The sequence below is a fragment of the Pseudoalteromonas ruthenica genome (genome assembly GCF_008808095.1).
GTDB classification, from domain to species: domain Bacteria; phylum Pseudomonadota; class Gammaproteobacteria; order Enterobacterales; family Alteromonadaceae; genus Pseudoalteromonas; species Pseudoalteromonas ruthenica.
Window position 1 is genome coordinate 1,379,687 of sequence record NZ_CP023396.1, and the last position, 26,562, is coordinate 1,406,248.

Genomic DNA, 26,562 nt, shown 5'->3' on the forward strand with positions numbered 1-26,562 from the left:
GCTCAATCACTCATTAGATTGCAGCATTACGGTAACGCTTAACAAATTCTTTAACCGGCTGGCCGTTACAACGAAGGTTAGATAGACGCTTGTTCTGTAGGCTTAATGTGCTTAAACCTTTTTGCGCAGCTTCCAAACATAGTTGTGTTTCTCGCTGATTATTTTTAGCGTAAAGGCTTACTGCAGTGTCGCTATTTGCATTTTCAACCGTCACATTTTTAGCGATATCACGAATATCTTGACCGTTGCAGTACAAACTAGAAGATACTCGGCTTACACGAATACCATGTTTTGCGCCTAGCTCTTTTGCTGCCGCTAAACCTTGGTTCGCAGCTGCTACGCAGACCTGAGACTCAATACTGTCGTTTTTAGCAAAATAAACACGCTCTGTGCTGGCAAAAGCTGAAGTAGCGAATAAACAAGGGATAACAAGGGCAGTAAGTTTGGTCATGTAAGACTCCACAAAAATGAACGGGTGATCAAAATTTGAACTGAATTTTATATCCACAAAATACGATGTCAACTGCATTAGCTATGCAATTAAAAATATTTTAAAGAATTAACAATTCATATACGTAATCACATTTATCATGTAACAAATGCTTAATAGCTGTACTTTTTGCTCACAATTAAATCATCTTAAAAATGTCGACTTGTTCAGTAAGACTGCATTTTTAATCGAAACAAAAGCCTAGCCATTTTTACTTGTCGACGGGCTTGGTATACTGCCAACAACGCCGTTATTTAGTGCAAAAGGATCTCCGGACATGAAACTTATCTCATTTAATATCAATGGCATTCGCGCAAGGTTACACCAACTGCAGGCGCTATTGGAAAAACACAACCCTGATGTCGTTGGCCTTCAGGAGATTAAAGTACATGACGACTTATTCCCTGTCGCCGATGTTGAAGCCATGGGCTACCACGTGTATTTTCACGGGCAGAAAGGTCATTACGGCGTGGCAATGCTAACCAAAAACCCCGCTAAGCAGGTGAAAAAAGGCTTCTCTACCGATACCGATGATCATCAAAAACGGATGATTGCCGTTACTGTGGAAGATAGCCATGGTGATGATGTTACGGTGCTAAATGGCTATTTCCCGCAAGGCGATAACATCAATCATGAAACCAAGTTCCCTTATAAACGACAGTTTTATGCTGATTTGATGACTGAATTGGATAGCCATTACCACGCTGACAGTAAATTAGCCGTTATGGGGGATATCAACATTTCCCCAACCGACCTAGACATCGGTATTGGTGAAGCGAATAAAAAGCGTTGGCTAAAAACCGGAAAATGCTCATTTCAACCACAAGAACGCGAGTGGCTGGATACACTGCTGGCCTGGGGCTTGGTCGATACCTATCGCCAATGCCACCCAGATACGGACGACCAATTTTCTTGGTTTGACTATCGTTCGAAAGGCTTCGATGATAACCGAGGACTGCGAATTGATGTAATTTTGGCGACCAAGGCATTGGCGAGCACCCTGAGTGACAGCGGCATTGATTATGAGTTAAGAGGCATTGAAAAGCCTTCTGATCACGCCCCAATTTGGAGCACTTTTTAAACGCAGCCATGAGCTATATCATACTTGCAATTATCCTTGCCCTGAGCATCGATAAAGCCAGTTTAACCGGGTTGATAGCGCATCCTGCTCGGCAAAAAGGCTTATTTGCCTGCGCCTTAGTACTGGCACTACTTTGGCGTATCAAGGCAGGTATATTCCCGGGCCTAGATATCCATATTCTTGGCGTCACTGCGGTCACTCTGATCTTAGGCTGGCGCCTAGCGACACTGGCCAGTGTATTAGCAACGGCCTTGTTGCTGGCGTTTTCCGTGGTCAGTATTGAAAGTGCAGCAACCTTCATCATACTGACGGCGCTGATCCCTATTTATTTTAGCTATTTGTTATTTATTGTGGTGTATCACGCCCTTCCCCGGCATCTGTTCATCTATATTTTTGTTTGTAGCTTTTTGTGTGCAGCATTGGCCAATTGCCTAAAAATTTTTGTCGGTGCCGGCTATTTTTGGTTTATCGGTAGTTATGATTGGGTAACGCTCACTGAAAACTACCTATTTTTAAGCGCCCTGATCTGGTTTCCCGAAGCGATGCTAAATGGCATGGCCATGACATTGATGGTGATCTATCGGCCACACTGGGTGCGCACCTTTTATGATAAGGAATACCTCTCTCAATGAGTGCTTACTGTTGTCCTCTTTGTCAGCAACCGCTGCAACGTCAAAACCAAGCATTGGTGTGCGCCAAGGGCCATCAATTTGATTATGCCAAAGAGGGATACGTCAACTTGCTCCCGGTACAGTTTAAAAAATCCAAACAACCTGGAGATAATCAGGACATGGTGCAGGCGCGAAGACGATTTTTAAATGCGGGCCACTACCAATTTATGCGCGATGCGCTGGCACGAGAAGTCTCGGCGTGTTATTCGGGAACAGGTTATGTTGTCGATATGGGCTGCGGTGAAGGCTACTATAGCGCAGCGATGGCAGCACAATTACAAGACCCAGAGCTTGTTCATGGCATTGACATTGCAAAACCTGCCGTGCGTTATGGAGCCAAGCGCTACCCTGGTTGTCAGTTTGCCGTGGCGTCAACCAAACAAATGCCCATGGCCAGTGGCTGCGCCAGTGTGGTGAGCAGCGTATTTGCCCCTATTTTCGCCGATGAAAGCGCACGCTTGTTACAGGACAACGGCCACCTTATTGTTGTTTCGCCAGGGCCAAGACACTTAGCGCAGTTAAAAGCGCTCATATATCAACAAGTGCGCGAGCACACTGCTCCTGACACACCGCCCGGATTCAATCGGCAACGGCAACAGTTGTTACAACAGCAGATTTCATTAGCTGGAGAAGATGCCAAGGATTTAGCCCTGATGACACCCTTTGCATGGAAGTTCAGTGAAATTCAAATGGCAGATTTGGCAAGCGCCGATGAGGTGACTATCGACGCCGAGTTTTTCATTACGGTGTATCAGAAAATATCCTGACGAAAGGCTTTGTCCATTTTTTCAAACATATCACGGAGCAACTTAGCCAACTCCATATAGCAAGGTTTAGTTTTTGCTGGTGCTCCTTGATATCCTTGTGCAGCCATCTTCTCGTGAAGTTCACGATACCACAGTGCCATACTTGGTGGCAGCGGTGTCTCAGCACGTTTTCCGAGCCATAATAAACCTTGCACCGGTAAAGACAAGATCAGTAAGGCGCATGCAAGAGCGGGCCCCAAAAACTGTTGCCCCAACACCTGAAGCTGAATCACTAAACTTGTCAGTGCCACCGCAGGCATGATTTTGATAGCGAAGGCCGTGGCATTCACCACCCTGTTTTCTATAAACAGCGGCGCTAGCTCACGCCGTAGCGGCCACACTTTAGTGTACTGGTGACCTTGCTGTATTTGCGAAATAAGACTTTTTTGCATTTGCGCCTCTAACAACTAACGCTATGTCTGAAATTAAGGTAAAATATATATCACCTATCAATTATACCTTAGTCTAGTTTTGCACTAGGTTCACCTAAGGATTATAGCTAATCTTTTGGCGCCCGACTAAGTTCATTGATGGGTTCACGTTCCTACATTCAACCACAGGTCTATTTAATGTCTGTACAACACGTCCTCGTACTCAATTGTGGCAGCTCAAGTTTGAAGTTCGCTGTTATGGATGCCAACTCTGGCGATGAACTACTCACTGGATTAGCAGAACGTCTGCACAGTGACGACGCCACCTTAAAGTATAAATTTGCTGGCGACAAGCATACTAACGCCTTACCTAAGGGCGCCGATCACCAAACAGCGATCGATACCCTGGTCACGCTTATTGGTAATTTCTCTTTGAGCCAACATTTAATCGCCGTAGGTCATCGTGTGGTGCATGGCGGCGAACAATTCACTGGCTCGCAGATTATCACTCCCCATATTATTGATGCCATTACTCAAACTGCACAATTGGCGCCATTGCATAACCCAGCAAACCTAACGGGCATTCGTGCTGCACAGGCGGCATTTCCTGAGCTCGTTCAGGTTGCCGTATTTGATACCGCCTTCCATCAAACAATGCCTAAGCACGCTTATTTGTATGCCTTGCCTTACTCATTATATGAGCGCCATGGTGTGCGACGTTATGGCTTTCATGGTACCAGTCATGCGTATGTGAGTTTAATGGCTATTAAAGAGCTTGGATTAGATGCAGATAACAGCCGCATCATTAGTGCCCACCTCGGCAATGGCTGCTCGGTGTGTGCGATAAAAAATGGCCGCAGTGTTGACACCAGCATGGGGCTCACCCCTTTAGAGGGCGTGGTGATGGGCACTCGCAGTGGTGATATCGACCCGGGACTGTTTGACTTTCTGACTAACCAACTAGGTTATGCCAGTGCAGAAGTCAGCGACATACTCAACAAGCAAAGTGGCTTATTGGGGATCAGCGAATTATCCAATGACTGTCGCACCATAGAAGAGGCGCATGTCGCTGGCAATGCTAAGGCTACCCTGGCCCTGGATATTTTCTGTTACCGACTGGCTAAGCAGATTGCTGCTTATTTAGTACCGCTTGCTGGTCTCGATGCACTTATCTTTACCGGTGGCATTGGCGAAAACTCAGACATTATTCGTGCTAAAGTGCTCGCCCATTTAGGCTTTTTAGATATCCATGTTGATCCAGAGAGTAACCTTGCGGCCCGCTTTGGCAACCTAGGCGTTATTACCACGGCAACCAGCCGTGCTCAGGCGGTGGTGATCCCCACCAATGAGGAGTGGATGATTTGCCAAGATGCCGCTCGCCTAGCAAAAGGAGTGTCATAATGTCACGTCGTATTATGCTAATTCCCGTCTCCACGGGTGTCGGCCTTACCTCTGTTTCCGTGGGCTTAGTGAGGGCCTTGGAACAAAAAGCCATCAAAGTAAACTTCTTTAAGCCCATTGCCCAACCCCGTCGTGGCGAGTGTGGACCTGAGAAATCGACTGCGATCGTGAAAATCGGCTCTAGCATCAATCCACCAGAGCCATTTTCTTTGACCTACGCTGAAAATATGATTGGCGATGGCAAAGGAAATACCTTGCTTGAAGAGATCGTTGAGCGTTTTGAAAGTGCAATTCATGATGATGAAATTGCCATCATTGAGGGCATGGTACCAACCAGAAACCAACCTTATGCGGGGCGTGTGAACCGAGAAATAGCCCAGACTCTTGGCGCTGATATTGTGTTTGTAGTGACTCCCAGTAATGACTCTTTAGAGGAGTTAGAGGACAAAATTGAGATAGCCGCTGGCAATTACGGTGGCATCAGTCACCCGCGTGTGCTTGGTTGTATCTTTAACAAAGTGAATGCGCCGCTTGATGAGCAAGGCCGAGCACGGGCCGACTTGGTTGAGCAATTCAACCCGGAGCAACTAGAAAATGAGCTGCACCGTTTAGCCTCGATGCCGCTATTTCGCCGGCAACCCTTTCGCTTGCTCGGTAGCATCCCGTGGGATTTCGAGCTGGTCGCTCCAAGAGCCATCGATTTAGCACAGTATCTTGATGCTAAAGTGATTCATCAAGGCGATTTATTGCATCGGCGTTTACGTCGCGTAACCTTTTGTGCGCGCACCGTGTCTAACTTACTTAATCATATCTCTCCCGGAGTGTTACTGGTTACACCGGGGGACCGTTCAGATGTGTTAGTTGCAGGTTGCTTATCGGCGATGAACGGCACCAAGATAGGAGCCATTTTGCTCACCGGTGATATTGAACCTGAGCCCCGTATTATGGCGCTGTGCCAACAGGCTATGGAACAAACCGGCCTGCCTATTTTGGCTACCGAGCACGATACGTGGCGCACGTCATTATTGCTGCATAACTTTAACCTTGAAGTGCCCTGCGATGATGAGCAGCGCGTTGATAAAGTTAAGGCGCACCAAGCCACCTATATCGATAGCCAGTGGCTCGATAGCTTGGCGCAAAGTTCGCAGAAAACACGTAAACTCTCGCCGCCAGCATTCCGTTACTTGCTTACCGATAAGGCTCGTAGAGCCAACAAAACCGTCGTCCTGCCGGAGGGCGAAGAGCCACGCACCATCAAGGCTGCAGCTATTTGTGGTGAGCGCGGCATTGCCCGGACTGTGCTATTGGGCGACCCTCAAGAGATAGCGCGTATCGCTGAGCAACAGGGCGTGGAACTCAATGACTATGTTCAACTTGTTGACCCTGACAGCATCCGCGCTAACTACGTTGCACCTATGGTTGAGCTTCGTAAGAACAAGGGTCTTACCCATGTTGTCGCCGAGGAATTGCTGCAAGATAACGTTGTGCTAGGCACCATGATGTTAGCCGAAGGCGAAGTCGATGGGCTAGTGTCTGGGGCTGTCAATACCACAGCCAACACCATTCGCCCACCGCTGCAGTTGATTAAAACGGCGCCAGGCTCATCACTGGTATCATCGGTCTTTTTCATGTTGCTGCCAGATCAAGTACTGGTTTATGGCGATTGTGCTATTAACCCAGACCCAACGGCGGAGCAATTGGCAGATATTGCTATCCAGTCGGCAGATTCAGCAGCCGCTTTTGGCATTGAACCTAGGGTGGCGATGATCAGCTACAGCACCGGTAGCTCTGGCGCGGGCGCCGACGTCGAAAAAGTACGGACCGCCACTGAATTAGCGCAACAAAAACGTCCCGACCTTATCATTGATGGGCCCCTGCAATATGATGCCGCGATCATGGAAAATGTAGCGCGCAAAAAGGCCCCAAATAGCCCGGTCGCCGGACAGGCAACAGTGTTTATATTTCCTGACTTGAATACCGGCAATACCACCTATAAAGCTGTACAACGAAGCGCCGAGTTAGTGAGTATTGGCCCGATGCTTCAAGGCATGCGTAAACCGGTGAATGACTTAAGCCGTGGTGCCTTAGTGGATGACATCGTCTACACCATCGCACTGACAGCAATTCAAGCACAACAAGCGGCTGAGCAACTGAGCGACGCCTGAACAATAATCAGGCAGCACAGATAAGTGCTGCCTTTTCATAAAGTTATAGACTATTAACCACGCTACCCCCAAACTTATCCACAGCTTTTGTTAGCAACTTATTTTGTCACCATGGCCCTTACCTCACCCCACTCTTAATACCCATTTATGTTGGATTTGCTTATAATCTAACTAAGCAAAAGCAAAGTCCCTAGACCCGTCGAGTTATTTTCGGTATAAGTTAACTTTAACCTCAAAGGGGATCGTTATGGCTAAACAAACGCTACAATTGCTTGCGAACGACTTTACGATTCATAGCTTTGAGAGCACCAGCGAGATCCCCAAAGCCATTACCCAAAGCGAGTTTTATTTCGTTGCCAAAACAGCTGAAGAGCTTTCCGTTGTATGCAACAGTGATATTGAGCTTGATAGTTTAGAGCAAGAACCAGGCTGGGTGGCCTTTGAAGTACTCGGTCCCCTTGGCTTTTCGCTTACGGGTATATTGTCTAATATTTCCGGCGTGTTGGCACAAGCGAACATTTCCATTTTTGCTGTATCTACCTTTGATACAGACTATATTTTGGTTAAACGCGTACAGGCAAAAAATGCCATGTCGACACTTAAAAAAGAAGGTTACACCGTTCGCTCATGAGCCAAGTTAGTCAATTTTGCTTGCCAGCTGAGTTACCCCCTTCACCCACCCTAACACTGTGTGCTCCTGTGAGCGGCCAAGTGCACCCTTTAAGTTGCCTGCCCAGTGCACTTATGGCACATGGGTTACTTGGCGCTGGGGTGTGTATCGAGATGCATTCACATAAGTTGGTAGCCCCTTGCGACGGTCAGCTACTCAGCGTTGATATGGGTGCCAAACAATGGCGCTTTAAAAGCAATAACGGCGTGCATATATTAGTGCATTTACACAGCGATGAGCCCACGCTAACGAACAAGGCAAAACTATCGGCGCTTAACTGCACCCCTGTACGCAAAGGGATGCAACTCGCTTACTTTGACCTACGCCAGTTTAAATCGGCACCTCGGGTCGCTATGATAGTGACCCACACACGTTTTAGCGCAGAGATATTATTTAGCCACAAGCAGGCACATTGCGCTGAGCCTTTGTTATTCATTTATCACAAGAAGTAGATTTCATGAGCATCATTCTTTACGGCATTAGTAATTGCGACACCATTAAAAAAGCGAAAAAGCACTTAGATAATTTGGGCGTCGATTATTCATTTCACGATTATCGCAAACACGGTCTCGACAGTGACCTGCTGGCACAACTCGAAGCCCTGTTTGGTTGGCAAACCATGGTCAATAAACGAGGCACCACCTATCGCCAACTCAGTGATGAGCAAAAACAGCAGCTTGATAAAGACAGCGCCATGGCATTAATGGTTGAACACCCGGCGTTAATCAAGCGCCCTATTCTACGCACTGACGATCAGGCATTAATTGGCTATAAAGCGGCCGATTACGACAACATGTTCGCTAAGAGCTAATTATGAGTGATGTCATAAACCTAGCTAAAGAGCTGATGCGCCGGCGCTCGGTGACCCCTGATGACGCCGGTTGCCAGCATGTGATCAGTGAACGTTTAGCCAAGGTGGGCTTTAACAATGAGCCGATGTTTTTTGTTGATACCCTAAACACCTGGTCACGACGTAATAATCAGCCGCCCAATGTCTGCTTTGCCGGGCACACCGATGTGGTACCTACCGGCGATGAGAGCCAATGGCAATTCCCACCCTTTGCCGCCACAGAGCACGATGGTTATTTACATGGGCGCGGTGCCGCTGATATGAAAGGGTCATTGGCGGCGATGGTGGTAGCAACCGAGCGTTTCGTAAAAAAACACCCTAATCATAAAGGTTCAATCTCATTTCTTATCACCTCTGATGAGGAAGGACCCTTTATTAATGGCACCACTCGGGTTATCGATACACTGCAAGCACGTAATGAGCACATAGACATGTGTATTGTCGGAGAGCCTTCATCCACAGATAAGTTAGCTGATGTCGTTAAAAATGGCCGCCGTGGCTCATTAACTGCGTTTTTAACCGTGAAAGGTAAACAAGGGCACGTAGCTTACCCCCATTTAGCCGATAACCCCGTCCATCGCGCCACTGGTTTTCTAGACGCTTTGTGCGCTGAAAAGTGGGATGAGGGAAACGCATACTTCCCTGCCACCAGCATGCAAATCTCCAATATCAATGCAGGAACCGGAGCCGGAAATGTAATTCCAGGGGATTTAGAGGTGCAATTTAACTTTCGCTACAGCACCGAAGTAACGGCACCACAACTACAGCAACGCGTTGTGCAATTGTTACAACAACACCAGCTCCCCTATGAGCTCAGTTGGGTGCACAATGGTGAACCCTTTATCACTGAGCCGGGTGAGCTGATTGACGCTGTCCAACAGGCAATTCATAGCCAATTGGGTTATCAAGCCGAGTTGCAAACCAGCGGCGGTACCTCTGATGGCCGCTTTATCGCCCCCACAGGGGCAAAAGTCGTCGAGCTTGGGCCGCGTAATGCAACTATTCACCAAGTGAACGAATACGTCAGTTGTGCTGATTTAGACAACCTTGCGCTCATTTATGAGGGAATTTTGGAACGTTTACTCACATGAATCTAGCGATGTGTGCCACAGGGCGAAGTGACGAGCACTTAGTCAGTTATCAACAGCAATCTGTCCACCATGAGGCGCTACACGATTTGAAGCGGTTGCAGCGCGGGGCTGCAAAGGACGGTATTGATTTACGCGTAGCCTCGGCGTTTCGTTCGTTCTCACGCCAAGCTGCGATTTGGAATGCAAAATTTAATGGCCACCGCAGTGTATTAGATATCAATGAGCAGGTAGTCGAGTTGTCGCACCTCAATACTTTGCAACGATGCCAAGCTATTATGTTATTTTCAGCTCTCCCCGGTGCCAGTCGGCATCATTTTGGTACTGACTTTGATGTCTGGGACAGTGGCGCTGTCAGCGACGACTATGCGCTGGCATTAACGCAGCAAGAATATGCACCCACAGGGCCTTTTGCACAGTTATCTCAATGGTTGGATGAGCACATGGCCGAGTACGGCTTTTACCGACCGTATGATTGTTATCGCGGAGGCGTAGCGCCGGAGCCGTGGCACATTAGCCATATAACCAGCGCCAGTATCTTGCTGCCATGGCAAAACCCGAGCACCATCGCCGATGCCTTGCGCGACAGTGACGTGGCTGGCAATGAGACAATCATGGCGCACCTCGATACCCTGTGTACGCAGTTTGTTACTAATGTTGGCCCTGTTTTTGCCGCGCGATAATAAACACGCCAATTGCAGCCACTAATACGGCGGCACTGACCATGGCAGTGCCATCAATGCGCTCACCGAGCAAGACAGCCCCACCTACCATAGCCAGCGGCGGTACGCTGAGTTGCATCACCGCCGCTTGACTGGCTTTAATGCGCTGGATAACCCGATACCACAAGGCATACCCGAGCGCTGACGTTATAGCGCCCGAGACGAAAGCAAGCACAAGCCCTTTGGGGTGAGCAAATAATGTTTGTTGTGATACCAATACTCCAACCATAATTAGCACTGAAAGCATTGCCGCACGTTGAAAATTATCTGCACTTGCCAAAGTCGCGTCTTTGCGGCCTTGCCCGAGTATACTGTAGCTGCCCCACGCGACACCGGCGACTATCATAATTCCGCTATACCCTAAATGCACATCCGTGCCCTGTGGGCTCAGCAAAATGAAAAAGGCTGTCATCGCCACCAGTAGCATCACCCATTGCAAAACGCTGAAGCGCTCTTTGTGTAACAGGGCCCAAGAGATCATGCAAAACTGCACCGCACTGAACAGTAGCAAGGCGCCTAGGCCAGCATCTAAGCTAATGTATGCAATCGAAAAAGCAAACATGTAAATGGTTAAGCTTATTGCCCCGAGCCAACTGCCCCCTGTTGCCCGCACCGATTTCTTTTGGCCTTGCCGACCCGTAGAGCACATCACCAGGAGTGTTAACATTAAAGCGCCGCTAACGGTGCGAATGGCGGCAAAGCTCAACGGATCAATATGCACCATGGCCAGGGCCTCACGATTGAGTAAGGAATTAGCAGCAAATGCGAGCATGCTCAGCAGCGCATACAACCAAGGAGCATACCGAGAGTGTGAGGGCATAGTGGTTTCCATGTGTGCTTAATTATTTAGTAGCAGACAGGCAAAAACGGTAAAATTTTTCACGGCTAAGGGCATTAAAAACCCAATGGTGCTTCACACCAACGATAGGCTGGCGTGATAACCCCCACTAGCTTTGCCGATACCGACTGAAAAAGCGCCCGATGCGCTCCATCGCTGGTCGTAACTCATCTTTGTGCGGCAGGAACACAATGCGGAAGTGGTCCGGCTCAGGCCAGTTAAAACCGCGCCCATGCACCAACAGAATTTTCTCTTGCGTAAGCAAATCTAACACCATGGTCTCATCATTGGTGATATTAAAGCGCTTTGTATCGACCTTAGCAAAGCCATACAACGCGCCTTTGGGTTTGACACAACTAATGCCGTCAATATCGTTCAACCCTTGCCAAGCGATAGTACGCTGCTCGTACAAACGACCACCCGGCTCGATTAACGCATCAATGGATTGCACGCCCCCTAACGCTTGTTGAATTGCGTTTTGTGCTGGCACATTGGCACATAAGCGCATCGAGGCAAGCATCTCTAGGCCTTTGATTAAGTCTGCCATCCTTTTGGTGGGCCCGCTTAGTACCATCCACCCCATACGTAAACCCGCTGCGCGATAAGTTTTCGCCAAGCCATTAAAGGTGATCACCGGGACATCGTCGCACAACGCTGCAATAGAGCTATGTGGCGTATTATCAAATAGGATTTTCTCGTAAATCTCATCACTTAAAAGTAATAAGTTGTGCTCGCGAGCGAGTGCGATAAGTTCATGCAAGAGCGCATTGCTATACACAGCCCCGGTGGGATTATTGGGGTTAATTAATACCAGCGCCTTGGTCTTATTGGTGATTTTACTGCGAATATCGTCGATATCAGGAAACCAATCAGCCTGTTCATCACAGCGATAATGGACAGCTTTCCCTCCTGAGAGCGTCACACAGGCACTCCACAAGGGGTAATCAGGGGCAGGAATAAGGATTTCATCGTCATTGTTAACCAGCGCCTGCGTCACCATTTGGATGAGTTCGCTGACCCCGTTACCAATAAAGATATTATCAACGCTAAGGTTGTGTAGGCCGCGTTGTTGATAATGCTGATATACAGCTACACGCGCCGAGTATAAACCCTTTGAATCGCAATAACCTTGTGCTGAGCTCAGGTTACGGATGATGTCTCGGAGCATGTCCTCTGGCATGTCAAAGCCAAACGCGGCAGGGTTTCCGATATTGAGCTTAAGGACTTTTTACCCTTCATCTTCCATGGCCTTTGCGGCTTGTAAAACCGGACCACGAATATCGTAACACACACCCTGTAACTTCTGGCTTTTGAGTATCTCGGACATACTTCCCCCTTAATCGAAATGCTCAGTTAGATTATCGGGCCCAAAGGGAAATTACCAGTAGCGACAGGGGGTTATTAATGAATTAATTTCAACTCTGTTGCTGCCACTGCTTCATTTGCACGACGCTACTGGCGATGACCTCATCCAAACTATCAATATCCTGCTGTAGTGACTGGCGCTCACCTTGAGATAACCCCTGCTCAATACGTCGCGCAGTATCTGCTAAGGTGATAGCACCGAATTGCGCCGCATTCGACTTTAAGCTGTGAATGTTACGTATCGCTTCACTATCTTGGCTATCTAAGCTTTGCAAAAAAGCACCATGTAAGCGGGTAAATTCACTAAAGCAAAAGGTCAACGTCGCATCAAATTGATCGGCCAATAAACTTTTCATGGCAACCAGCGCATTCTCATCTATTTTTATTTCCATGATACTAATTCCTAAGGTTATTTCTTAAAGCATAAGCTGAGATTAGCAAATGGACAACTTGGAGCAAGCACTTAAAGCAATTACAATAGCGGTGTTTGCAATTTAATGGGGCATTTATGGCTCGGAATCTGTGCACTCAGTGTCACTACCCAAGCTCTCACTGCGTGTGTAAATATGTTATTGCGGTTGAGAATACCATCACTGTGTGGATTTTACGCCATCCCCACGAGCTCAGCCAAGCTAAGAGCACCACGCCGCTTCTTCAGCTCGCTTTAAAGCGAATTAATGTCTGTACCGGTGAAAACCCCGGGGATTTTTTGGCTGTGCAAAGCATCCTTGATCAGGGCGTTGCGGTTGTCTACCCCAGTGAGCAAGCAAACGCCATTGAGCAACTTAGCGAGCAGCGCGGTACCATCAAGCATATTATTCTACTCGATGGCACCTGGAGTAAAGTACATCGGTTGTGGCAGTTGAACCCTTGGCTGCATGCCCTGCCTAGTTTGACTTTCGCGCAACCACCGGCAAGCGAGTACCGGATCCGTAAAGCAAACCGTGACGATAGCCTGTCGACGTTGGAAGCGACGAATTATTGTTTGGCTCAGCTTGAGGGCCTATCAACACAGCCCCTAAAGCAACTATTGGCTGGGTTCGTCCAGGAGCAGCTCAAAAACATGCCTGCGCATGTTCGTCAGCGGTACTCATCATGAGTCAGTTAATGGCAAAAAAGTACCGCCGAGGGCCTGATTACCGCTTTGGTGTTGATGTCGATTTTGCTGAAGTGCGTGCCACATTTGGCTTTCGAGCCATATCTCTTGGCCGCTGGGTGAGCGCTGAGGAATGTCAGCGCGCCGCTAATCTAGTGTACGATGCGCTTGCGGACCTAACCCAGATTTTAGCCATCCCTCCCGAAGCGATTGGCCTGCGGCAAACCTTAACGCTGGCATTCGGTCAAGGCGGCCAGCTCGGTGTCCAAGCCCATTATCAAAGTACCACCCGGACCTTGGCATTGGCGAAAAACGCAGGCTGTGGTGCATTGGCTCATGAATGGTGGCATGCATTTGATCATTACATTAGCCGCTTTTTGTTCACTTCGCAGGTCAGCCGGCTCGCCTTTGCCAGCAAACTATGGCTGACGCGCGAAGATATCCATACACACCCCATGAACCAAGCGTTAAACTCTTTGTTCCGGCATTTATTTCTTGATGCCAGCGCGCATCATAGCTCCGATTACATGAAGCGCGCCATTGACCTTGATAATTCTGCTGGACGCCTTTACTTTGCGATGCCTGAAGAGCTTAGCGCACGCGCTTTTGAGCATTATATTCAAAGCCATACGCTGCAAAACCAGTATTTGGTCAATGGTACTAAACAAGGTGAGTTGGCAAAGCTTGGCGGCTACCCTACTGACGATGAAGCGCGCCTGCTAGCGCCCTATTTCAGCCGTTACTTTGCGATTTTGGGTCAAGCCCTAAGCCGAAGTCATGATGCTGACTAAGCCATTGCATGTACTGAGCAACCGGCATAGGTTTAGCAAAATAATACCCTTGACCGATGTCACAACCATAGCTACGCATGTACTGCGCATCGCTCAGTGACTCAATCCCTTCTGCGACCACCATCGCTTGAAGACTTTGCGCAAGGTCGCAGGTGGCTTGGCATATTGACTGATCTTTTGGAGAGTCAGCAATATTGTGCACAAACTGCTTATCGATTTTGAGTTCGTTAAAGCCTAAGTAACTTAAATATGCCAATGATGAATAGCCGGTGCCAAAGTCATCAATGGCTAATTTAACACCAATGCGCCGGAATTCATCAAACACTGTTTTAGCGTTACGCTGACCACCTATTGTCGCCGACTCTGTCAGCTCCAACATAATGCTCGATGGTGCGACCCGTTGCTCTTGTAGTGAGGTGAGAATATGCGTCGGCAAACTCTTATTGCTTAAGTCTCGACCGGAGATATTAATCGACATAACATGCTTGGGGGCGAACTCATGGAGTTTAGCCTGCAATGCAATACATTCGCTTAGCACCCATTCGGTTATTTCCATAATTTGCCCTGCCGACTCTGCAATGGGTATAAACTGGTCGGGGGTGATTAAGCCATTGCTAGGGTGTTGCCAACGCAGTAACACCTCGGCACCATAGACACTCTGATCTTGCAGACATATTTGCGGCTGCAAATAAATACGAAATTGGTTATCGCTGATGGCGGTTTTTAAATCTGAGGCTAAGCTTAAGCGCCGCTGCGAGCGAATACTGTCTTCCAAAGAGTACAGGTGCCACAACTGCCCGGGTAACCGGTCACGATATAAAGCTTGCATTGCGTAACGCACTAATTGCTCATGAGATTGAGCATGAAGTGGATAATTCGCAACACCAAAATCAACCTGGTCTATCAAGTGGGTATCATCAATCTCGACGCCCTCATTAAATACCGAATTGATCACGCATACCGCTTGCTCAATAGTACTGAGCTCCAGTGTGCCACAAATCCCTAAAGCAAAAATATCGTCACTAAAGCGACACACCACAGCAGAATTCTGATGCCCCAGCGCCAATAGCGGTAACCCATCAAGTTGGTGCTCAACATGGTGGATCACCGATTTAATGTAACGGTCCGCGTGGCTAATACCGAAATTAGCGCGCGACTGCACCAAACCCCGAGGCTTAAACATAACCAGCGTGATGGCCTCGTGACGAGCGCTCTTCAAGGTTTTATTAAGCAATTGCTTATTTGCCAGACCGGTTCCAGAATCTGTATACACTATCTGGCGATGGGCCATCATTTGCCCCCGCTCTCGCAGCGTCATCGCAAAGCCTATCAGCAAACAGTTCAATACTAAGGCAAAGGCAAACGCGGCGTACAAATAAATGCCCACTTCATAAGGTCGCAGATAAAATAACGCTAACGCCAGGACCACGGTGGCCAAAGGTAGCCAACTAAACGCCAATAGCCTGCCCCAGCGCTGCATCGGACTGTATTTGACACTAGCAATGATGGCTAACACTAGGGTTGCGGCAAACAACACCTCCATGATTACTCCTTGGTGAGCCAACGCCATAAAGGGGCTCACACTCGCGGCAATACAGCCAGCCCACAACGCGGCTATAAACACTTTATGCAGGGTTTTCGCACGCTCATCTAGCCTGAGTAATCGCGATAAGAAAAGTAATAAAGAGATGCATATAATCACGCCGTTAAGCGCCGTGTAGTGAACCAAAAAGCTGTGCACACTCTGGGGAGTTAAAAATTTAGTAATGCCAACTTGGGCCAGTAGAAATATGCTGCTACTGGCGATGTACAAAGCAAAAAATCCATAGTAACCAGCGCGATAGGCAAGCCATACAGCGACGCAGTAGATCACGAAGCCAAGCATCAACCCTGAAAAGGACGACCACCCAAGCCAATGCTGCTGTTGCTCTTTATTAAATGCGAGTTCTGTTTGATGCTCGAGGGCAAAAAGCGCATGACGCTGCGCCCGCACGTGCACATACACAATACGGTCTTGTGCACCACTAATGGCCATTGAGGCGCCAACATCACGCCCCGGTGGCCAAGCCAGAGACCCTGCGGCACTGTGGCTCAGCAACCGGCCATTATCAAAAAGATAAAAGTCGATATTAAAAATGGCGGGGTTTTGCGCGCGCAAGTAACAGCTTGAACTGGGACAGCTATCAGCAGGCAGAGCAATCTTGAACCAATAATCCCCTCCCGCATTAAGCAGCATTGCTTCGCCCATCGCTACCATGCGACTTCCTACAAAGGGCTGTTGAGTTACCTGAGCTAATGACAGGGGCTGCTCGCTTTGCATCATCTCGACGCTGACATGCTGTTGGTCATCAGCCAGCGCACCACTATGCCCTGGAGCCAAAAATCCCAGCATAACGATAACCATGACCCACAAATGTGCGCTCAGTTTATGCTGCTTTACCATTAAGCCCCCGTGCAACTTCTTCCTTGTACAGTATGGAAGAGGTGCACGATTTTTCCATGAAATTTAAATACTTTGTATTACAGCATAGGGTTATTGCTGACCATCATCACCAATACGACTGGCGATGGCACCGTCTTGTCCTTTGTATTTTGCATCTTCACGGGCATTATATGGCTTCTCAGCGGGGCTGGTGAGTGTTTCAAAGCTCATGGCACCAATTTTCATGTTCGGGCGCAGCGCCAGCGGCAGCTTGCCTGAATTATAAAACTCAAGGACAATATTGCCCGACCACCCCGGATCAATACGGTGAGCAGTCACATGAACCATTAAGCCCAAGCGGGCGAGCGATGACCGTCCATCGAGCCAGCCAACAATATCAGCCGGTAAGGTCACTGATTCGTAAGTGATTGCCAAAGCGAGTTCCCCTGGATGAAGGAAAAAGGCTTCTCCTTCACCAAGCACGATTTCATCACTCATAATGGATTCCATAGCCGCGTTTAGCTGCGCTTTGGGGCCACTGAGATCAACATACGGGGCGGCATGATCTTGAAATACTCTAAATTTATTACCCAATCGCAAATCAACGCTGACGCCAGAGATGGCTTGCTCACCTGGCGTCGGGGTAATTTGAATTCGCTGCTCAGCCAAGTACTGTTTTATATGGGTATCTGATAAACGCATGGTTAGTCGTCCGTAAAAATAATCTCAACGCGCTGCTTAGCGCCCTGTTGGTAATAAAGCTCACTGGCACTGATACGCGCCGCATGAGCAAAGTAGTGGCCTAACTCAGGATATTCATCACCCAAGTCCGCGCCTTGTTCCGAACATTGACGAATGCCCATCTCGAGCGGCAGCTGCGCTAATATAGGCACGCCATAACGCTGTGCCAGCTGTTGCGCTCCATCGGCACCAAAAATGTGGCTGGTTTCGCCACAGTGCGGGCATTGGAACTGACTCATGTTTTCTATCAAACCGAGAATGGGGACGTTCACTTTTTCAAACATCTTCACGCCCTTGTGGGCATCGGCAAGGGCTAGGTCTTGTGGTGTTGTGACGATAATGGCTGCGCTGGCCGGTACTTTTTGTGACATAGTCAATTGAATGTCGCCAGTACCTGGAGGCATGTCAACCAACAAGTAGTCAAGCTCGCCCCAGTCTGTTTCCATGAGCAGTTGCGACAGAGCTTGCGAGGCCATCGGTCCGCGCCAGACGGTGGCATCATCGGGGTCTACCAAAAAGCCGATAGACTGCGCTTTGATGCCATGGACTTCAAATGGCAGCAAAGTATTTTCATCCTTGGCCTGAGGTTTTTCACCTTGCAAGCCCAATAACAGCGGGATAGAAGGGCCGTATATATCAGCATCGAGAATGCCCACTTTCGCTCCCTCTCGGCGAAGCGCCAACGCCATATTGACAGCACAGGTCGACTTGCCAACCCCACCTTTGCCAGAGGCCACGAGAATAATGTGCTTAATGGCTTTAAGACGCGGCGATTCTTGCAGTGTTACGTCGATGTCAACACGCACATCACGTTGAAGATGCTCAGCGATATACTGACGCAACGCCGCTGCCTCTTGAGCACATGCAAAAGGAGCGTTGATGTGGCAATGCGTCTCGCTACTGTCACCACTAATAGCGTCTGGGGGAACCCCGACTGGAAATGCGGCGCTGCGATACGACGCTAAACACTGTTGATATTGAGACGGCCATTTTGCTGGCTTGTGACTACCGAAAAGTGCGGATTTCACTTTTGAACCAAATCCTAACATGATAACTGCATAAATAATTAACGAAGCGTAATGAAAAGTGCCGCCAAATTATGTAACATTCGGGGCATTAACACCAGTCTATTCACCCCACTGATACTCGGGAGACGCTTATGATCATTATAAGCCCCGATATTAGCGGGAGTAACCCTATCTGAGATGGAATGAGCACTTTATGGCAAAGAGAAAAATTCTCATAACAAGCGCCCTGCCTTACGCCAATGGCCCAACACATTTAGGCCATTTGTTAGAGTATATTCAAACTGATATCTGGGCCCGTTTTCAAAAATCCCAAGGCCATGACGCCTACTATGTGTGTGCTGATGACGCGCACGGCACGCCCATTATGCTCAATGCCCAAAAGCAAGGCATTACCCCTGAGGAAATGGTCGCCCAAGTCAGTGTTGAGCGCCAGCGTGACTTTGCTGACTTTAACATCGAGTTTGACAATTACCACAGCACGCACTCAGATGAAAATAAAGCGCTGAGTGAATTGATTTATACCCGTCTTGATAATGCGGGCTATATTAAAAAGCGGACCATCTCACAACTGTTCGATCCCGAAAAAGGTATTTTTCTTCCAGATCGTTTTGTTACCGGTACTTGCCCTAGCTGTGATGCCGAAGATCAAAACGGTGATAGCTGTGATGTTTGTGGAGCGACCTACGCACCCACCGAACTGAAATCACCACGCTCGGTGATGTCCGGCGCCACTCCTGTGCTCAAAGACTCTGAACACTACTTTTTTGATTTACCCGAATTTGAGGGCATGCTCAAACAATGGCTGCACTCCGGCTCAATTCAACAAGAGATGGCCAATAAGCTGGATGAATGGTTTGCCGATGGTCTACAGCAGTGGGATATTAGTCGTGATGCGCCTTACTTTGGTTTTGAAATCCCCGGTGCACCTGGCAAGTACTTCTATGTTTGGTTGGATGCGCCCATAGGCTACATGGCCAGCTTTAAAAATCTTTGTGATAAAAGCGACTTAGATTTCGATGCTTTCTGGAAAGAAGGCGCCGACGCCGAACTCTATCACTTCATCGGTAAGGACATCATTTATTTCCATAGCCTATTTTGGCCAGCTATGCTTGAGGGCGCAGGGTTCAGAAAACCAAGCAATATCTTTGCTCATGGCTTTGTCACCGTCAATGGCGCAAAAATGTCTAAGTCAAAAGGTACTTTCATTAAAGCGCGTACTTATTTAGAGCACTTGGACCCAGAGTATCTGCGTTACTACTTCGCCGCTAAACTCGGCAGTGGCATTACTGACTTAGATTTAAATCTCGAAGATTTTGCCCAGCGAGTTAATTCTGATTTGGTAGGTAAGGTGGTTAACATAGCGAGCCGCTGCGCCGGGTTTATCACCAAAAAGTTCGACGGTACACTCTCTAGTGATAACGTTGAAGCTGAGCTTATCGCTGAGTTTGCCGCTGCACGCCAAAGTATCGCTGATCACTACGAAGCCAGAGAATATGGCCGCGCTGTGCGCTTGATCATGGCGCTGGCGGATAAAGCCAACCAGTACATCGACGCGCAAGCTCCGTGGGTCTTAATCAAAGACGAAAATACCGCGAAGCAAGCTCATGATGTGTGCAGTGTGGGGATCAACTTATTCCGCATACTGATGACGTACTTAAGCCCTATCCTACCTGGTATGGCCGCAAAAGTGAGCAGCTTCCTCAACGATGACCTAGCATGGGATAAGGTAGACACCGTTTTGGTTGATCATAAGATCAATAAGTTTAAAGCCTTAATGCAACGTGTCGATATGGACAAAGTGAATACCATGCTTGAGCAGTCAAAAGAAAGCCTCGCACCAGCTGCTGCCACACCAGCGCCAGATGCCAATAATGGTGAGATTGATAAAGACCCTATTGCCGATGAAATCGAATTTGATGATTTTGCTAAAGTGGATTTACGCATCGCGAAAATTGCCAACGCAGAGCATGTTGAAGGTGCTGACAAATTGCTCAAGCTAACCCTTGATTTAGGGGGCCCACAGCGTCAGGTTTTTGCTGGTATAAAATCAGCGTACGCACCCGAGCAACTTATTGGCAAGCACACGGTCATGGTCGCAAACCTTAAGCCAAGAAAAATGCGCTTTGGCCTATCTGAGGGCATGGTGTTGGCTGCTGGACCAGGCAAAGAGGATATATATATTCTTGAGCCCCATGATGGCGCCAAACCCGGTATGCGGGTTATGTAATACCGCCAAAAGGCCAGCATATGCTGGCCTTTTCAATTTAGGGCTGCTTTAGCGCTCGCCTAACGATTCATGAGTAAGCACCACTTTGCCTAAATTAGCATTATCTTGTAGAACTTGATGCGCTGACATAGCCTCTTCCCAAGGGAAGATAGAATCAATGACTGGCGCGATGTGGCCACTGTTTAATGCATCGCCAAACGTACGCTTTAGGTTATCAACCAGTTTCGCCTTATAATCGGGTGTACGATTACGCAGCGTCGACCCTATCAGCTGAGCTCGCTTTTGCAATAGCTTGGCACCATCAAATTGCTCACTATAGCGCCCCCCCAACAGCGCTAAAACGACAATACGACCATCCATATTAAGCACCGACAAGTCGTCATTCAAATACCCACCGGCAACAGGATCAATAATGAGATCGGCGCTGAGCCCTTCGGCCTTCATCACCTCACGCCAATTGTGTTGACGATAATTAATCGCTTTATCTGCGCCATGAGCTAAACAAAATTGTTTCTTTTCATCACTGCCGACGGTCACCACCACCTGCGCTTGCAAATATTTTGCAAGGCTAATAGCCGCAGTGCCCACACCGCTCGCACCAGCATGTACTAAAACCGTGTGCTCTGCGCCAAACTCTGGGTACTGTGCAATGGCATCAAAAGCGGTTAAAAACACCTCACAAAATGCCGCGCCTTGAGCATTGGAGAATGTCGCCGGTTTGACCATACAATGACGTACATCGACTGCTACAAATTCACCGTATCCCCCACCCGCGCAAAGCGCCATCACATGCTGCCCTAACCATTGCGACGCTACGCCCTCACCCAATGCAACCACTTCTCCGCACACCTCGAGTCCGAGGATCTCACTATCACCTGGCGGTGGTGGATATTTTCCTTGACGCTGTAAAAGATCGGCGCGATTCACTCCCGCTGCGTTTACTTTTATTAACACTTGTCCGCGAGCCGCTGCTACAGTGGGCGTTTGCGCTATAACTAGCTGTTTATTTTCGTTTAAGTCAATTGTTAGCATTGTGTAATACCGTTTGATCGTAGTATGATGTAAACGTAATTTTAAAGGGACAAACCTACAACTAAAATAGTAATTACGAGCAGCCAAGGATCTTTTAGCTCCGATATTTTTATTAGAAGCACTTTTTCTTGGCCGTTTTAATGCTATCCTAAATGTCTGTTGGGAGGATAGGTTGATGACACAATATAGTGAAATAAAAGCAGTGTGCGATGAATTGCACCAAGCCGGTACACCAATCACGTTAGCAACATTGCTCGAGCGTGTGGATGGAGATCGCGCTACCGTACTCGAACATTACCGTCAGTGGCGTAGCGAGGATCGCTCGGCCCGGCCACAAGATAGTCAACAGCCTACCAAAGTGACCGACTTAGATATCGAGTTTTCTGAACAGTTTATCCATGCCTTCAAGGCGCAAACGCAGGCCTTTGCCGATGCGCAAGTCGAGCCCGTGCAAGCACAGCTTGACGAGATGCGTGAAGCTGAGCAATTAGCCATTCAAAGCCTTGAAGATCTACAACAGAATTACGATCAACTTGCTGAGCAAAATGAACAACTCCAACAGCAGGTCGATGCTCGCCAGAGCCAGCTCGATGAACAGGCTGCGCAGTTGGCTGAACAAACACAGAATATTGAACAGCTACACCAACAGGCGCAAGACACTGAACAAGAACATCAGCAGAAACTTGCAGGCTTGCAACAGCGTATCGAGAATTTTGACAACGACTATGCGGCTTTGGCGCAAGAGCGTGATGAAATTCAACGCCAACATGATGAGTTAAACCATCAGCACCAACAGCTCGAGGAGCTTAAAGCTCAACTTGACGCCAGCGTTGCCCAATTACAGGCGCAACTCGAAGAGCAACAGCCACTTGTTGATAAGCTGAAAAATGAAAACAACCTGCTGAAAGAACAAAGTGCAGTAGCCGCCAAGCACCAAGCTAGCCAACGCGAAGATATTCGTCAGTTGCGTGAGCAAAACAAAGAGCAAGGCGAACAACTCGGCACCATTCAAAGCGAAGCTGAGCAGGCCAAGCAGGATAATGAGAAGTTACACGAGCAAGTACGGTTCTTAAAAACCAACTCCGCTTCTACCATCGAGCGCCTTACTGCAAGTAACGAGCAGTATCAGCACAAGATCAAAGAGCTTGAAGAGCAACTGGTGGCTAAGGACAGCGAGTCTGCAGACACCGTAGCTGAGAATAAACGCTTGAAAGAACAAATCACCTTTCTTAAGCAAAACTCAAGCTCTACGCTCGAGCGCCTATCTAAAAGTGCAACCTTGGCACAAAGCCGCCTAGGCGAGTTAGAGCTGAGCTTAGCCGAAACTCACGCTGAACTTGAACGCTTGCGTTCTGAGGAAGACGGTGAAAGCGCAAAAAAGAACTCGGATGATGATATGGACTCCATCCAGTCAGCATAGGATAAAAGGCGCTATTACAGCGCCTTTTTAGTGCTCACTGAGCAACTCGTTGCCATACTTCATACTCTACCAGTTCATCTTCTTGATAAAGCGTGTGATGCCATAACTGCTCTTTGATTTCATAGTCAAAAACCAGTTCTTTGCCTAACAAAGAGGGAATGTTGCCATAATCAACATGCTCTATGAATGCATCTTCTGTAATCTCATACCGCCCACCAGCGGCATAATGAAATTCGCCATTTTTTTGCGTGATGTAATTAAAGTGGCCGCCACTTAGGACCTTTACTGAGGTCACATCAGGAGCCTCAGCATAGAACACCTGTCCCTCACTGTAATACTCCCCTTTTACAAATTGCCAGCTCCCCTCTAGCGGGTGGGCCTCGGTGACATGAGCCACAAATACACACGTAATTCCAACAATATATTTCAACATAAACCTTCCTTTTTCTTACAGGATACGGCGCTTTAAGGGTTGGTAAAAGTGAAAATTGCTCACTATCACTGCTGGAAATAGCCGTTATTTTCTAGTGAGTTAGCTATATACAGTTGGCTAAGCTAGAGTAAATAACAGCAGTAATAAGGGATGCGACCTGGGCATGAACCTAAGACAAATTGATTTAAACTTGTTGGTCTATTTGAACGTGTTGATAGAGGAATGTAGTGTGTCTGCGGCTGCAAACCGCCTCGCTCTTACCCAAAGTGCGATGAGTAACGCGCTCAAGCGGTTGCGTGACTTATTTGCTGATCCACTCCTTGTGCGCAGCGGCAGCACCATGCTTTGCACGCAAAAAGCATTGGCACTCAAACCCGAACTCGAACAATTCATCGCTCTCGCACAAGGGATCACGTCACAACAGCAGCCTTTTGATGCCAAGACAAGTAGCCACACATTTCGAGTAATGGCCAATGAATTTCTTGTCAGTTCGATGTTGGTACCCCTGATCAAAGAGCTCTGTTGTCATTATACAGATATCCACATAGACTTAGTTAATCCCAGTGATGTCACTCTCAGTGAACTAGAGCAAGGTCAGGTAGACATCGCCATAGACCGTTTCATGCGCCTACCGTCTTCATTCCATCAAAAAACCTTGTGGCGCGACAATTACTGTTGCCTGAGCGATCAATCACACCCAATACAACAGGATACCTGTTTGGAGAACTACTTATCAGCACCACATATTTGGCTTAACCGCAGTGGTTTTGGGCCTGAACCCTTGGTCAAAAATCGTGAGCCACAAAAGCTTGGCTGGGTTGATCAGGCGCTCATGCAACTGGGTGAGCGCCGGAATATCCGTGTGTACGCACGTCAACATAGTTTAATACCGAGCCTGTGCGAACATTCTCAGCTTATTGCTACGCTACCGAAACGCTTAGCTGAACATCTGGTCGCGACGAGCAGCCAAAAACTCGCTATATGCCCGGTGCCCTTTCCCATCGTGCCCATCAGTGTATCCATGCTTTGGAGCCCGCTTGTCCATCATAACAATGCCCATATTTGGCTCCGCCAACAACTGCTGCAGTTTGCACATTGATTTCATCAATACTAATAATGGATACCACCCATTTCATAAATAGCACTTTCACCCATACAGTTATAGTGACGCTGACAAAATGAGCCATAACGGAGGCAACTATGCAACAACGACACTACACCCACTATGACTGCATCCACATTAATGCTGATCTTGATACCTTTATTCGTGCTCAGTTAGATGCTTGCGGCAATGCCATCCATATTGAAGAATTTTACCAAGCACTGGCACAACTGAATGACGAGTTTGGCGGCCATTGTCGTGCCTGTGGCGATAATACTTTAACATTGGATGCGCTGCGCGAGCACTATCCTAACGCTGCTCAAGTCGACTCACGTGCTGCAGATATTCTCGATGAAGACAATTGTCCGGTTCCCGTAAGCATTTTATTTGTCATGCTTGATGAGTTAGGGCTGGCACCGAAATTAGGCAATACCGATGCGGTGCGTTTACGGGCACGACAGTTACTGCGCGGCGCGATTGCGGCTTAGATATTGCTCAATCGCCGTGATCACCGCGTCTGTGGACACCTGTGGCAGTTTATGAGTACGGGTGTCGAGTTGAAACAACTGCGGGTAGTGGCTGATAACATGCTTAAGCGCGTGAAATAACCGCGTACTTGCTTGCTCCAGGCCTAAGTGTTGTAGCAATAACACACCCGCCCATAGTGTTGCACAAGGGTTGGCAACACCCTGGCCTGCGATTCGTCGAAATGGACCATGACTGGGCTCAAAGATTGCCATCTCGTTATTACAATTAATGCTGGGAATAATGCCTACGCCCCCGACCAGCGCCGCTCCTAAATCAGCAATCAAATCCCCTGCGAGATTATTACACACCAACACGTCAAACTCTGATGCGTACTGCGGTAAACGTTGCATTACCCGATCGAGCATCATGAACTCGACTTCAATACTTTGGCCTGTGTTGCTGCGTAGCTGGTAATACTGCTTGCAGGTACTTAACGTAACCTCATGGTGCTGCTGCAGGTAGGCCAGCGCCCAACGTTGGAATTGCCCTTCAGTAAGCTGCCAAGCATTACTTTTATGTACAATAGTGAGCTTTGTGCGATGATGCGCCAAGGCATAGCTGAGTGCTTGCGCGACCAGTCGCTCGGTCGCGGCTTGCGAGCAGTTTTTGATCGCTAAGGCGCAGTTATCAGCAAAGCGGAGCTTGTAATACCCTAACTCCTGCTCCAACACCTCGATTAAACGTGACGCATCACTGCTTTGGGCAGCCAGTTCAATACTTGCAAAGCTATCCTCACTGCACTCACGAAAGACTACCATATCAATAGCGCCACTGTTTTTCAGAGGGCTTGGCAAACCATCGAGTGCTTTAATCACACGCATATTGCAAAATAAATCGAGCTCTTCACGTAAAGCAATGTTCAAGGAGCGAAACCCACCGCCAATGGCACTGCTCATCGGCCCTTTTAAGGCTACTTTGAGCGCTCTTAGCTGCGTGATTGTGGCCTCAGGAAACCACTCGCCATCGCCTTCTCTAGCCGCTTGCTCACCGAGCAATAAAGCATGCCAGTCAATGCCGTACTGACCATGGTAGGTAAGCGCAACCACCTGATCAATCACGGCGCGTACATACGGCATTATCTCCGGGCCGATACCATCGCCATCAATATAGCCCACCTCGAAATTATGCATCATAATGATTGTAATAAAGTTCAGCTTACAGAGATCTTGTTATAACAATCAGCAGTACAATTCGCTAATCAACCGTGACTTTGTTTAGCATTCA

The 26,562-nt window shown here is 48.1% G+C and carries 26 protein-coding genes and 1 pseudogene; 16 read left to right on the forward strand and 11 right to left on the reverse strand.

Annotation, left to right across the window (positions count from 1 at the left end; all coding sequences use genetic code 11):
- Positions 1-13: 13 nt before the first annotated feature.
- The gene (locus PRUTH_RS06525) at positions 14-451 is read right to left on the reverse strand and encodes a hypothetical protein (protein ID WP_026110933.1); all 438 of its coding nucleotides are present in this window, start codon (positions 449-451) and stop codon (positions 14-16) included.
- Between the two features lie 316 nt (positions 452-767).
- Here PRUTH_RS06525 and xthA point away from each other — a divergent pair, with 316 nt between their 5' ends.
- From xthA to rlmA, 3 genes are read left to right on the forward strand one after another with little or no spacing between them, the layout of a single operon-like run.
- On the forward strand, positions 768-1,571 hold the full coding sequence (xthA, locus tag PRUTH_RS06530; protein ID WP_045978660.1) for an exodeoxyribonuclease III: 804 nt from the start codon (positions 768-770) through the stop codon (positions 1,569-1,571).
- A gap of 8 nt (positions 1,572-1,579) precedes the next feature.
- Complete coding sequence (locus tag PRUTH_RS06535; protein ID WP_130144894.1) at positions 1,580-2,203, forward strand: energy-coupling factor ABC transporter permease; 624 nt, start codon at positions 1,580-1,582, stop codon at positions 2,201-2,203.
- Complete coding sequence (gene rlmA, locus PRUTH_RS06540; RefSeq protein ID WP_151172888.1) at positions 2,200-3,009, forward strand: 23S rRNA (guanine(745)-N(1))-methyltransferase; 810 nt, start codon at positions 2,200-2,202, stop codon at positions 3,007-3,009. The genes PRUTH_RS06535 and rlmA overlap by 4 nt, the downstream gene beginning before the upstream one ends.
- On the opposite strand, the gene yfbV is transcribed toward rlmA, so the two are convergent.
- Complete coding sequence (gene yfbV, locus PRUTH_RS06545; RefSeq protein ID WP_022943645.1) at positions 2,994-3,440, reverse strand: terminus macrodomain insulation protein YfbV; 447 nt, start codon at positions 3,438-3,440, stop codon at positions 2,994-2,996. The two genes, rlmA and yfbV, sit on opposite strands and share 16 nt — an antisense overlap.
- A 177-nt stretch (positions 3,441-3,617) precedes the next feature.
- Here yfbV and PRUTH_RS06550 point away from each other — a divergent pair, with 177 nt between their 5' ends.
- The 7 genes from PRUTH_RS06550 (at position 3,618) to PRUTH_RS06580 (ending at position 10,276) form a co-directional block, all read left to right on the forward strand.
- Positions 3,618-4,820, forward strand: a complete 1,203-nt coding sequence (locus tag PRUTH_RS06550; protein ID WP_151172889.1) for an acetate kinase — start codon at positions 3,618-3,620, stop codon at positions 4,818-4,820.
- A complete protein-coding gene (gene pta / locus PRUTH_RS06555) occupies positions 4,820-6,985 on the forward strand; it encodes a phosphate acetyltransferase (RefSeq protein ID WP_138510216.1) in 2,166 nt (721 codons plus the stop codon). Before PRUTH_RS06550 ends, pta begins: the two co-directional genes overlap by 1 nt.
- A 247-nt stretch (positions 6,986-7,232) precedes the next feature.
- Entirely contained in the window at positions 7,233-7,616 is a 384-nt protein-coding gene (locus PRUTH_RS06560; protein ID WP_022943642.1) for an ACT domain-containing protein, read from the forward strand.
- Positions 7,613-8,107 (forward strand): PTS glucose transporter subunit IIA, encoded by a 495-nt coding sequence (locus PRUTH_RS06565; protein ID WP_052698142.1) that lies wholly within the window; start codon positions 7,613-7,615, stop codon positions 8,105-8,107. Before PRUTH_RS06560 ends, PRUTH_RS06565 begins: the two co-directional genes overlap by 4 nt.
- Before the next feature lie 5 nt (positions 8,108-8,112).
- Positions 8,113-8,466, forward strand: a complete 354-nt coding sequence (locus PRUTH_RS06570; RefSeq protein WP_045978657.1) for an ArsC family reductase — start codon at positions 8,113-8,115, stop codon at positions 8,464-8,466.
- A 2-nt stretch (positions 8,467-8,468) separates the two neighbouring features.
- Entirely contained in the window at positions 8,469-9,596 is a 1,128-nt protein-coding gene (dapE, locus tag PRUTH_RS06575) for a succinyl-diaminopimelate desuccinylase (protein WP_151172890.1), read from the forward strand.
- Positions 9,593-10,276, forward strand: coding sequence for a M15 family metallopeptidase (locus tag PRUTH_RS06580; protein WP_151172891.1), 684 nt, complete (start codon positions 9,593-9,595; stop codon positions 10,274-10,276). Before dapE ends, PRUTH_RS06580 begins: the two co-directional genes overlap by 4 nt.
- Here PRUTH_RS06580 and PRUTH_RS06585 read toward each other — a convergent pair.
- The 3 genes and pseudogenes from PRUTH_RS06585 to PRUTH_RS06595 all read right to left on the reverse strand — a co-directional run bounded on the left by PRUTH_RS06585 (position 10,245) and on the right by PRUTH_RS06595 (position 12,910).
- Positions 10,245-11,135, reverse strand: a complete 891-nt coding sequence (locus PRUTH_RS06585; protein ID WP_170268906.1) for a DMT family transporter — start codon at positions 11,133-11,135, stop codon at positions 10,245-10,247. The genes PRUTH_RS06580 and PRUTH_RS06585 overlap by 32 nt on opposite strands.
- Positions 11,136-11,262: 127 nt before the next feature.
- A pseudogene (locus PRUTH_RS06590) lies at positions 11,263-12,480 on the reverse strand (pyridoxal phosphate-dependent aminotransferase).
- An 88-nt stretch (positions 12,481-12,568) separates the two neighbouring features.
- Positions 12,569-12,910, reverse strand: a complete 342-nt coding sequence (locus PRUTH_RS06595) for an Hpt domain-containing protein (protein WP_022943635.1) — start codon at positions 12,908-12,910, stop codon at positions 12,569-12,571.
- A 116-nt stretch (positions 12,911-13,026) separates the two neighbouring features.
- Between PRUTH_RS06595 and PRUTH_RS06600 the strand changes: the two genes are divergently transcribed.
- On the forward strand, positions 13,027-13,617 hold the full coding sequence (locus tag PRUTH_RS06600) for a tRNA-uridine aminocarboxypropyltransferase (RefSeq protein WP_130144875.1): 591 nt from the start codon (positions 13,027-13,029) through the stop codon (positions 13,615-13,617).
- Entirely contained in the window at positions 13,614-14,405 is a 792-nt protein-coding gene (locus PRUTH_RS06605) for a CLCA_X family protein (RefSeq protein ID WP_151172893.1), read from the forward strand. Before PRUTH_RS06600 ends, PRUTH_RS06605 begins: the two co-directional genes overlap by 4 nt.
- On the opposite strand, the gene PRUTH_RS06610 is transcribed toward PRUTH_RS06605, so the two are convergent.
- The 3 genes from PRUTH_RS06610 to apbC all read right to left on the reverse strand — a co-directional run bounded on the left by PRUTH_RS06610 (position 14,347) and on the right by apbC (position 18,617).
- On the reverse strand, positions 14,347-16,848 hold the full coding sequence (locus PRUTH_RS06610) for an EAL domain-containing protein (protein WP_151172894.1): 2,502 nt from the start codon (positions 16,846-16,848) through the stop codon (positions 14,347-14,349). The two genes, PRUTH_RS06605 and PRUTH_RS06610, sit on opposite strands and share 59 nt — an antisense overlap.
- Positions 16,849-16,938: 90 nt before the next feature.
- Positions 16,939-17,529 (reverse strand): dCTP deaminase, encoded by a 591-nt coding sequence (gene dcd / locus PRUTH_RS06615; RefSeq protein WP_022943631.1) that lies wholly within the window; start codon positions 17,527-17,529, stop codon positions 16,939-16,941.
- A 2-nt stretch (positions 17,530-17,531) separates the two neighbouring features.
- Positions 17,532-18,617, reverse strand: a complete 1,086-nt coding sequence (gene apbC / locus PRUTH_RS06620; RefSeq protein WP_151172895.1) for an iron-sulfur cluster carrier protein ApbC — start codon at positions 18,615-18,617, stop codon at positions 17,532-17,534.
- A 172-nt stretch (positions 18,618-18,789) separates the two neighbouring features.
- On the opposite strand from apbC, the gene metG reads away from it, so the two are divergent.
- Positions 18,790-20,823 carry a methionine--tRNA ligase gene (gene metG / locus PRUTH_RS06625; protein WP_138547155.1) on the forward strand — a complete coding sequence of 678 codons (2,034 nt, stop codon included), beginning with the start codon at positions 18,790-18,792 and terminating at the stop codon, positions 20,821-20,823.
- A gap of 48 nt (positions 20,824-20,871) precedes the next feature.
- Here the strand turns inward: metG and PRUTH_RS06630 are convergent, their stop codons facing one another.
- Positions 20,872-21,855: an NAD(P)H-quinone oxidoreductase gene (locus PRUTH_RS06630; RefSeq protein ID WP_138547154.1), complete on the reverse strand. Its 984-nt coding sequence runs from the start codon at positions 21,853-21,855 to the stop codon at positions 20,872-20,874.
- A 175-nt stretch (positions 21,856-22,030) separates the two neighbouring features.
- Here PRUTH_RS06630 and PRUTH_RS06635 point away from each other — a divergent pair, with 175 nt between their 5' ends.
- Positions 22,031-23,275, forward strand: a complete 1,245-nt coding sequence (locus tag PRUTH_RS06635) for a DNA-binding protein (RefSeq protein ID WP_022943627.1) — start codon at positions 22,031-22,033, stop codon at positions 23,273-23,275.
- Between the two features lie 34 nt (positions 23,276-23,309).
- On the opposite strand, the gene PRUTH_RS06640 is transcribed toward PRUTH_RS06635, so the two are convergent.
- A complete protein-coding gene (locus tag PRUTH_RS06640) occupies positions 23,310-23,708 on the reverse strand; it encodes a DUF4488 domain-containing protein (protein WP_179954355.1) in 399 nt (132 codons plus the stop codon).
- Between the two features lie 163 nt (positions 23,709-23,871).
- Between PRUTH_RS06640 and PRUTH_RS06645 the strand changes: the two genes are divergently transcribed.
- Together PRUTH_RS06645 and PRUTH_RS06650 are read left to right on the forward strand one after the other, a co-directional pair.
- On the forward strand, positions 23,872-24,807 hold the full coding sequence (locus PRUTH_RS06645; RefSeq protein WP_138547153.1) for a LysR family transcriptional regulator: 936 nt from the start codon (positions 23,872-23,874) through the stop codon (positions 24,805-24,807).
- Between the two features lie 101 nt (positions 24,808-24,908).
- Positions 24,909-25,298: a hypothetical protein gene (locus PRUTH_RS06650; RefSeq protein WP_045978644.1), complete on the forward strand. Its 390-nt coding sequence runs from the start codon at positions 24,909-24,911 to the stop codon at positions 25,296-25,298.
- Here the strand turns inward: PRUTH_RS06650 and PRUTH_RS06655 are convergent.
- A complete protein-coding gene (locus tag PRUTH_RS06655) occupies positions 25,272-26,471 on the reverse strand; it encodes an isocitrate/isopropylmalate family dehydrogenase (RefSeq protein WP_151172896.1) in 1,200 nt (399 codons plus the stop codon). The genes PRUTH_RS06650 and PRUTH_RS06655 overlap by 27 nt on opposite strands.
- Between the last annotated feature and the right edge of the window lie 91 nt (positions 26,472-26,562).

Excerpts from the sequence above, each read along its gene's own strand:
- PRUTH_RS06525 (WP_026110933.1), bottom strand. The coding sequence starts at position 451 with ATGACCAAACTTACTGCCCTTGTTATCCCTTGTTTATTCGCTACTTCA.
- xthA (WP_045978660.1), top strand. The coding sequence starts at position 768 with ATGAAACTTATCTCATTTAATATCAATGGCATTCGCGCAAGGTTACAC.
- PRUTH_RS06535 (WP_130144894.1), top strand. The coding sequence starts at position 1,580 with ATGAGCTATATCATACTTGCAATTATCCTTGCCCTGAGCATCGATAAA.
- rlmA (WP_151172888.1), top strand. The coding sequence starts at position 2,200 with ATGAGTGCTTACTGTTGTCCTCTTTGTCAGCAACCGCTGCAACGTCAA.
- yfbV (WP_022943645.1), bottom strand. The coding sequence starts at position 3,440 with ATGCAAAAAAGTCTTATTTCGCAAATACAGCAAGGTCACCAGTACACT.
- PRUTH_RS06550 (WP_151172889.1), top strand. The coding sequence starts at position 3,618 with ATGTCTGTACAACACGTCCTCGTACTCAATTGTGGCAGCTCAAGTTTG.
- pta (WP_138510216.1), top strand. The coding sequence starts at position 4,820 with ATGTCACGTCGTATTATGCTAATTCCCGTCTCCACGGGTGTCGGCCTT.
- PRUTH_RS06560 (WP_022943642.1), top strand. The coding sequence starts at position 7,233 with ATGGCTAAACAAACGCTACAATTGCTTGCGAACGACTTTACGATTCAT.
- PRUTH_RS06565 (WP_052698142.1), top strand. The coding sequence starts at position 7,613 with ATGAGCCAAGTTAGTCAATTTTGCTTGCCAGCTGAGTTACCCCCTTCA.
- PRUTH_RS06570 (WP_045978657.1), top strand. The coding sequence starts at position 8,113 with ATGAGCATCATTCTTTACGGCATTAGTAATTGCGACACCATTAAAAAA.
- dapE (WP_151172890.1), top strand. The coding sequence starts at position 8,469 with ATGAGTGATGTCATAAACCTAGCTAAAGAGCTGATGCGCCGGCGCTCG.
- PRUTH_RS06580 (WP_151172891.1), top strand. The coding sequence starts at position 9,593 with ATGAATCTAGCGATGTGTGCCACAGGGCGAAGTGACGAGCACTTAGTC.
- PRUTH_RS06585 (WP_170268906.1), bottom strand. The coding sequence starts at position 11,135 with ATGCCCTCACACTCTCGGTATGCTCCTTGGTTGTATGCGCTGCTGAGC.
- PRUTH_RS06595 (WP_022943635.1), bottom strand. The coding sequence starts at position 12,910 with ATGGAAATAAAAATAGATGAGAATGCGCTGGTTGCCATGAAAAGTTTA.
- PRUTH_RS06600 (WP_130144875.1), top strand. The coding sequence starts at position 13,027 with ATGGCTCGGAATCTGTGCACTCAGTGTCACTACCCAAGCTCTCACTGC.
- PRUTH_RS06605 (WP_151172893.1), top strand. The coding sequence starts at position 13,614 with ATGAGTCAGTTAATGGCAAAAAAGTACCGCCGAGGGCCTGATTACCGC.
- PRUTH_RS06610 (WP_151172894.1), bottom strand. The coding sequence starts at position 16,848 with ATGGTAAAGCAGCATAAACTGAGCGCACATTTGTGGGTCATGGTTATC.
- dcd (WP_022943631.1), bottom strand. The coding sequence starts at position 17,529 with ATGCGTTTATCAGATACCCATATAAAACAGTACTTGGCTGAGCAGCGA.
- apbC (WP_151172895.1), bottom strand. The coding sequence starts at position 18,617 with ATGTTAGGATTTGGTTCAAAAGTGAAATCCGCACTTTTCGGTAGTCAC.
- metG (WP_138547155.1), top strand. The coding sequence starts at position 18,790 with ATGGCAAAGAGAAAAATTCTCATAACAAGCGCCCTGCCTTACGCCAAT.
- PRUTH_RS06630 (WP_138547154.1), bottom strand. The coding sequence starts at position 21,855 with ATGCTAACAATTGACTTAAACGAAAATAAACAGCTAGTTATAGCGCAA.
- PRUTH_RS06635 (WP_022943627.1), top strand. The coding sequence starts at position 22,031 with ATGACACAATATAGTGAAATAAAAGCAGTGTGCGATGAATTGCACCAA.
- PRUTH_RS06640 (WP_179954355.1), bottom strand. The coding sequence starts at position 23,708 with ATGTTGAAATATATTGTTGGAATTACGTGTGTATTTGTGGCTCATGTC.
- PRUTH_RS06645 (WP_138547153.1), top strand. The coding sequence starts at position 23,872 with ATGAACCTAAGACAAATTGATTTAAACTTGTTGGTCTATTTGAACGTG.
- PRUTH_RS06650 (WP_045978644.1), top strand. The coding sequence starts at position 24,909 with ATGCAACAACGACACTACACCCACTATGACTGCATCCACATTAATGCT.
- PRUTH_RS06655 (WP_151172896.1), bottom strand. The coding sequence starts at position 26,471 with ATGATGCATAATTTCGAGGTGGGCTATATTGATGGCGATGGTATCGGC.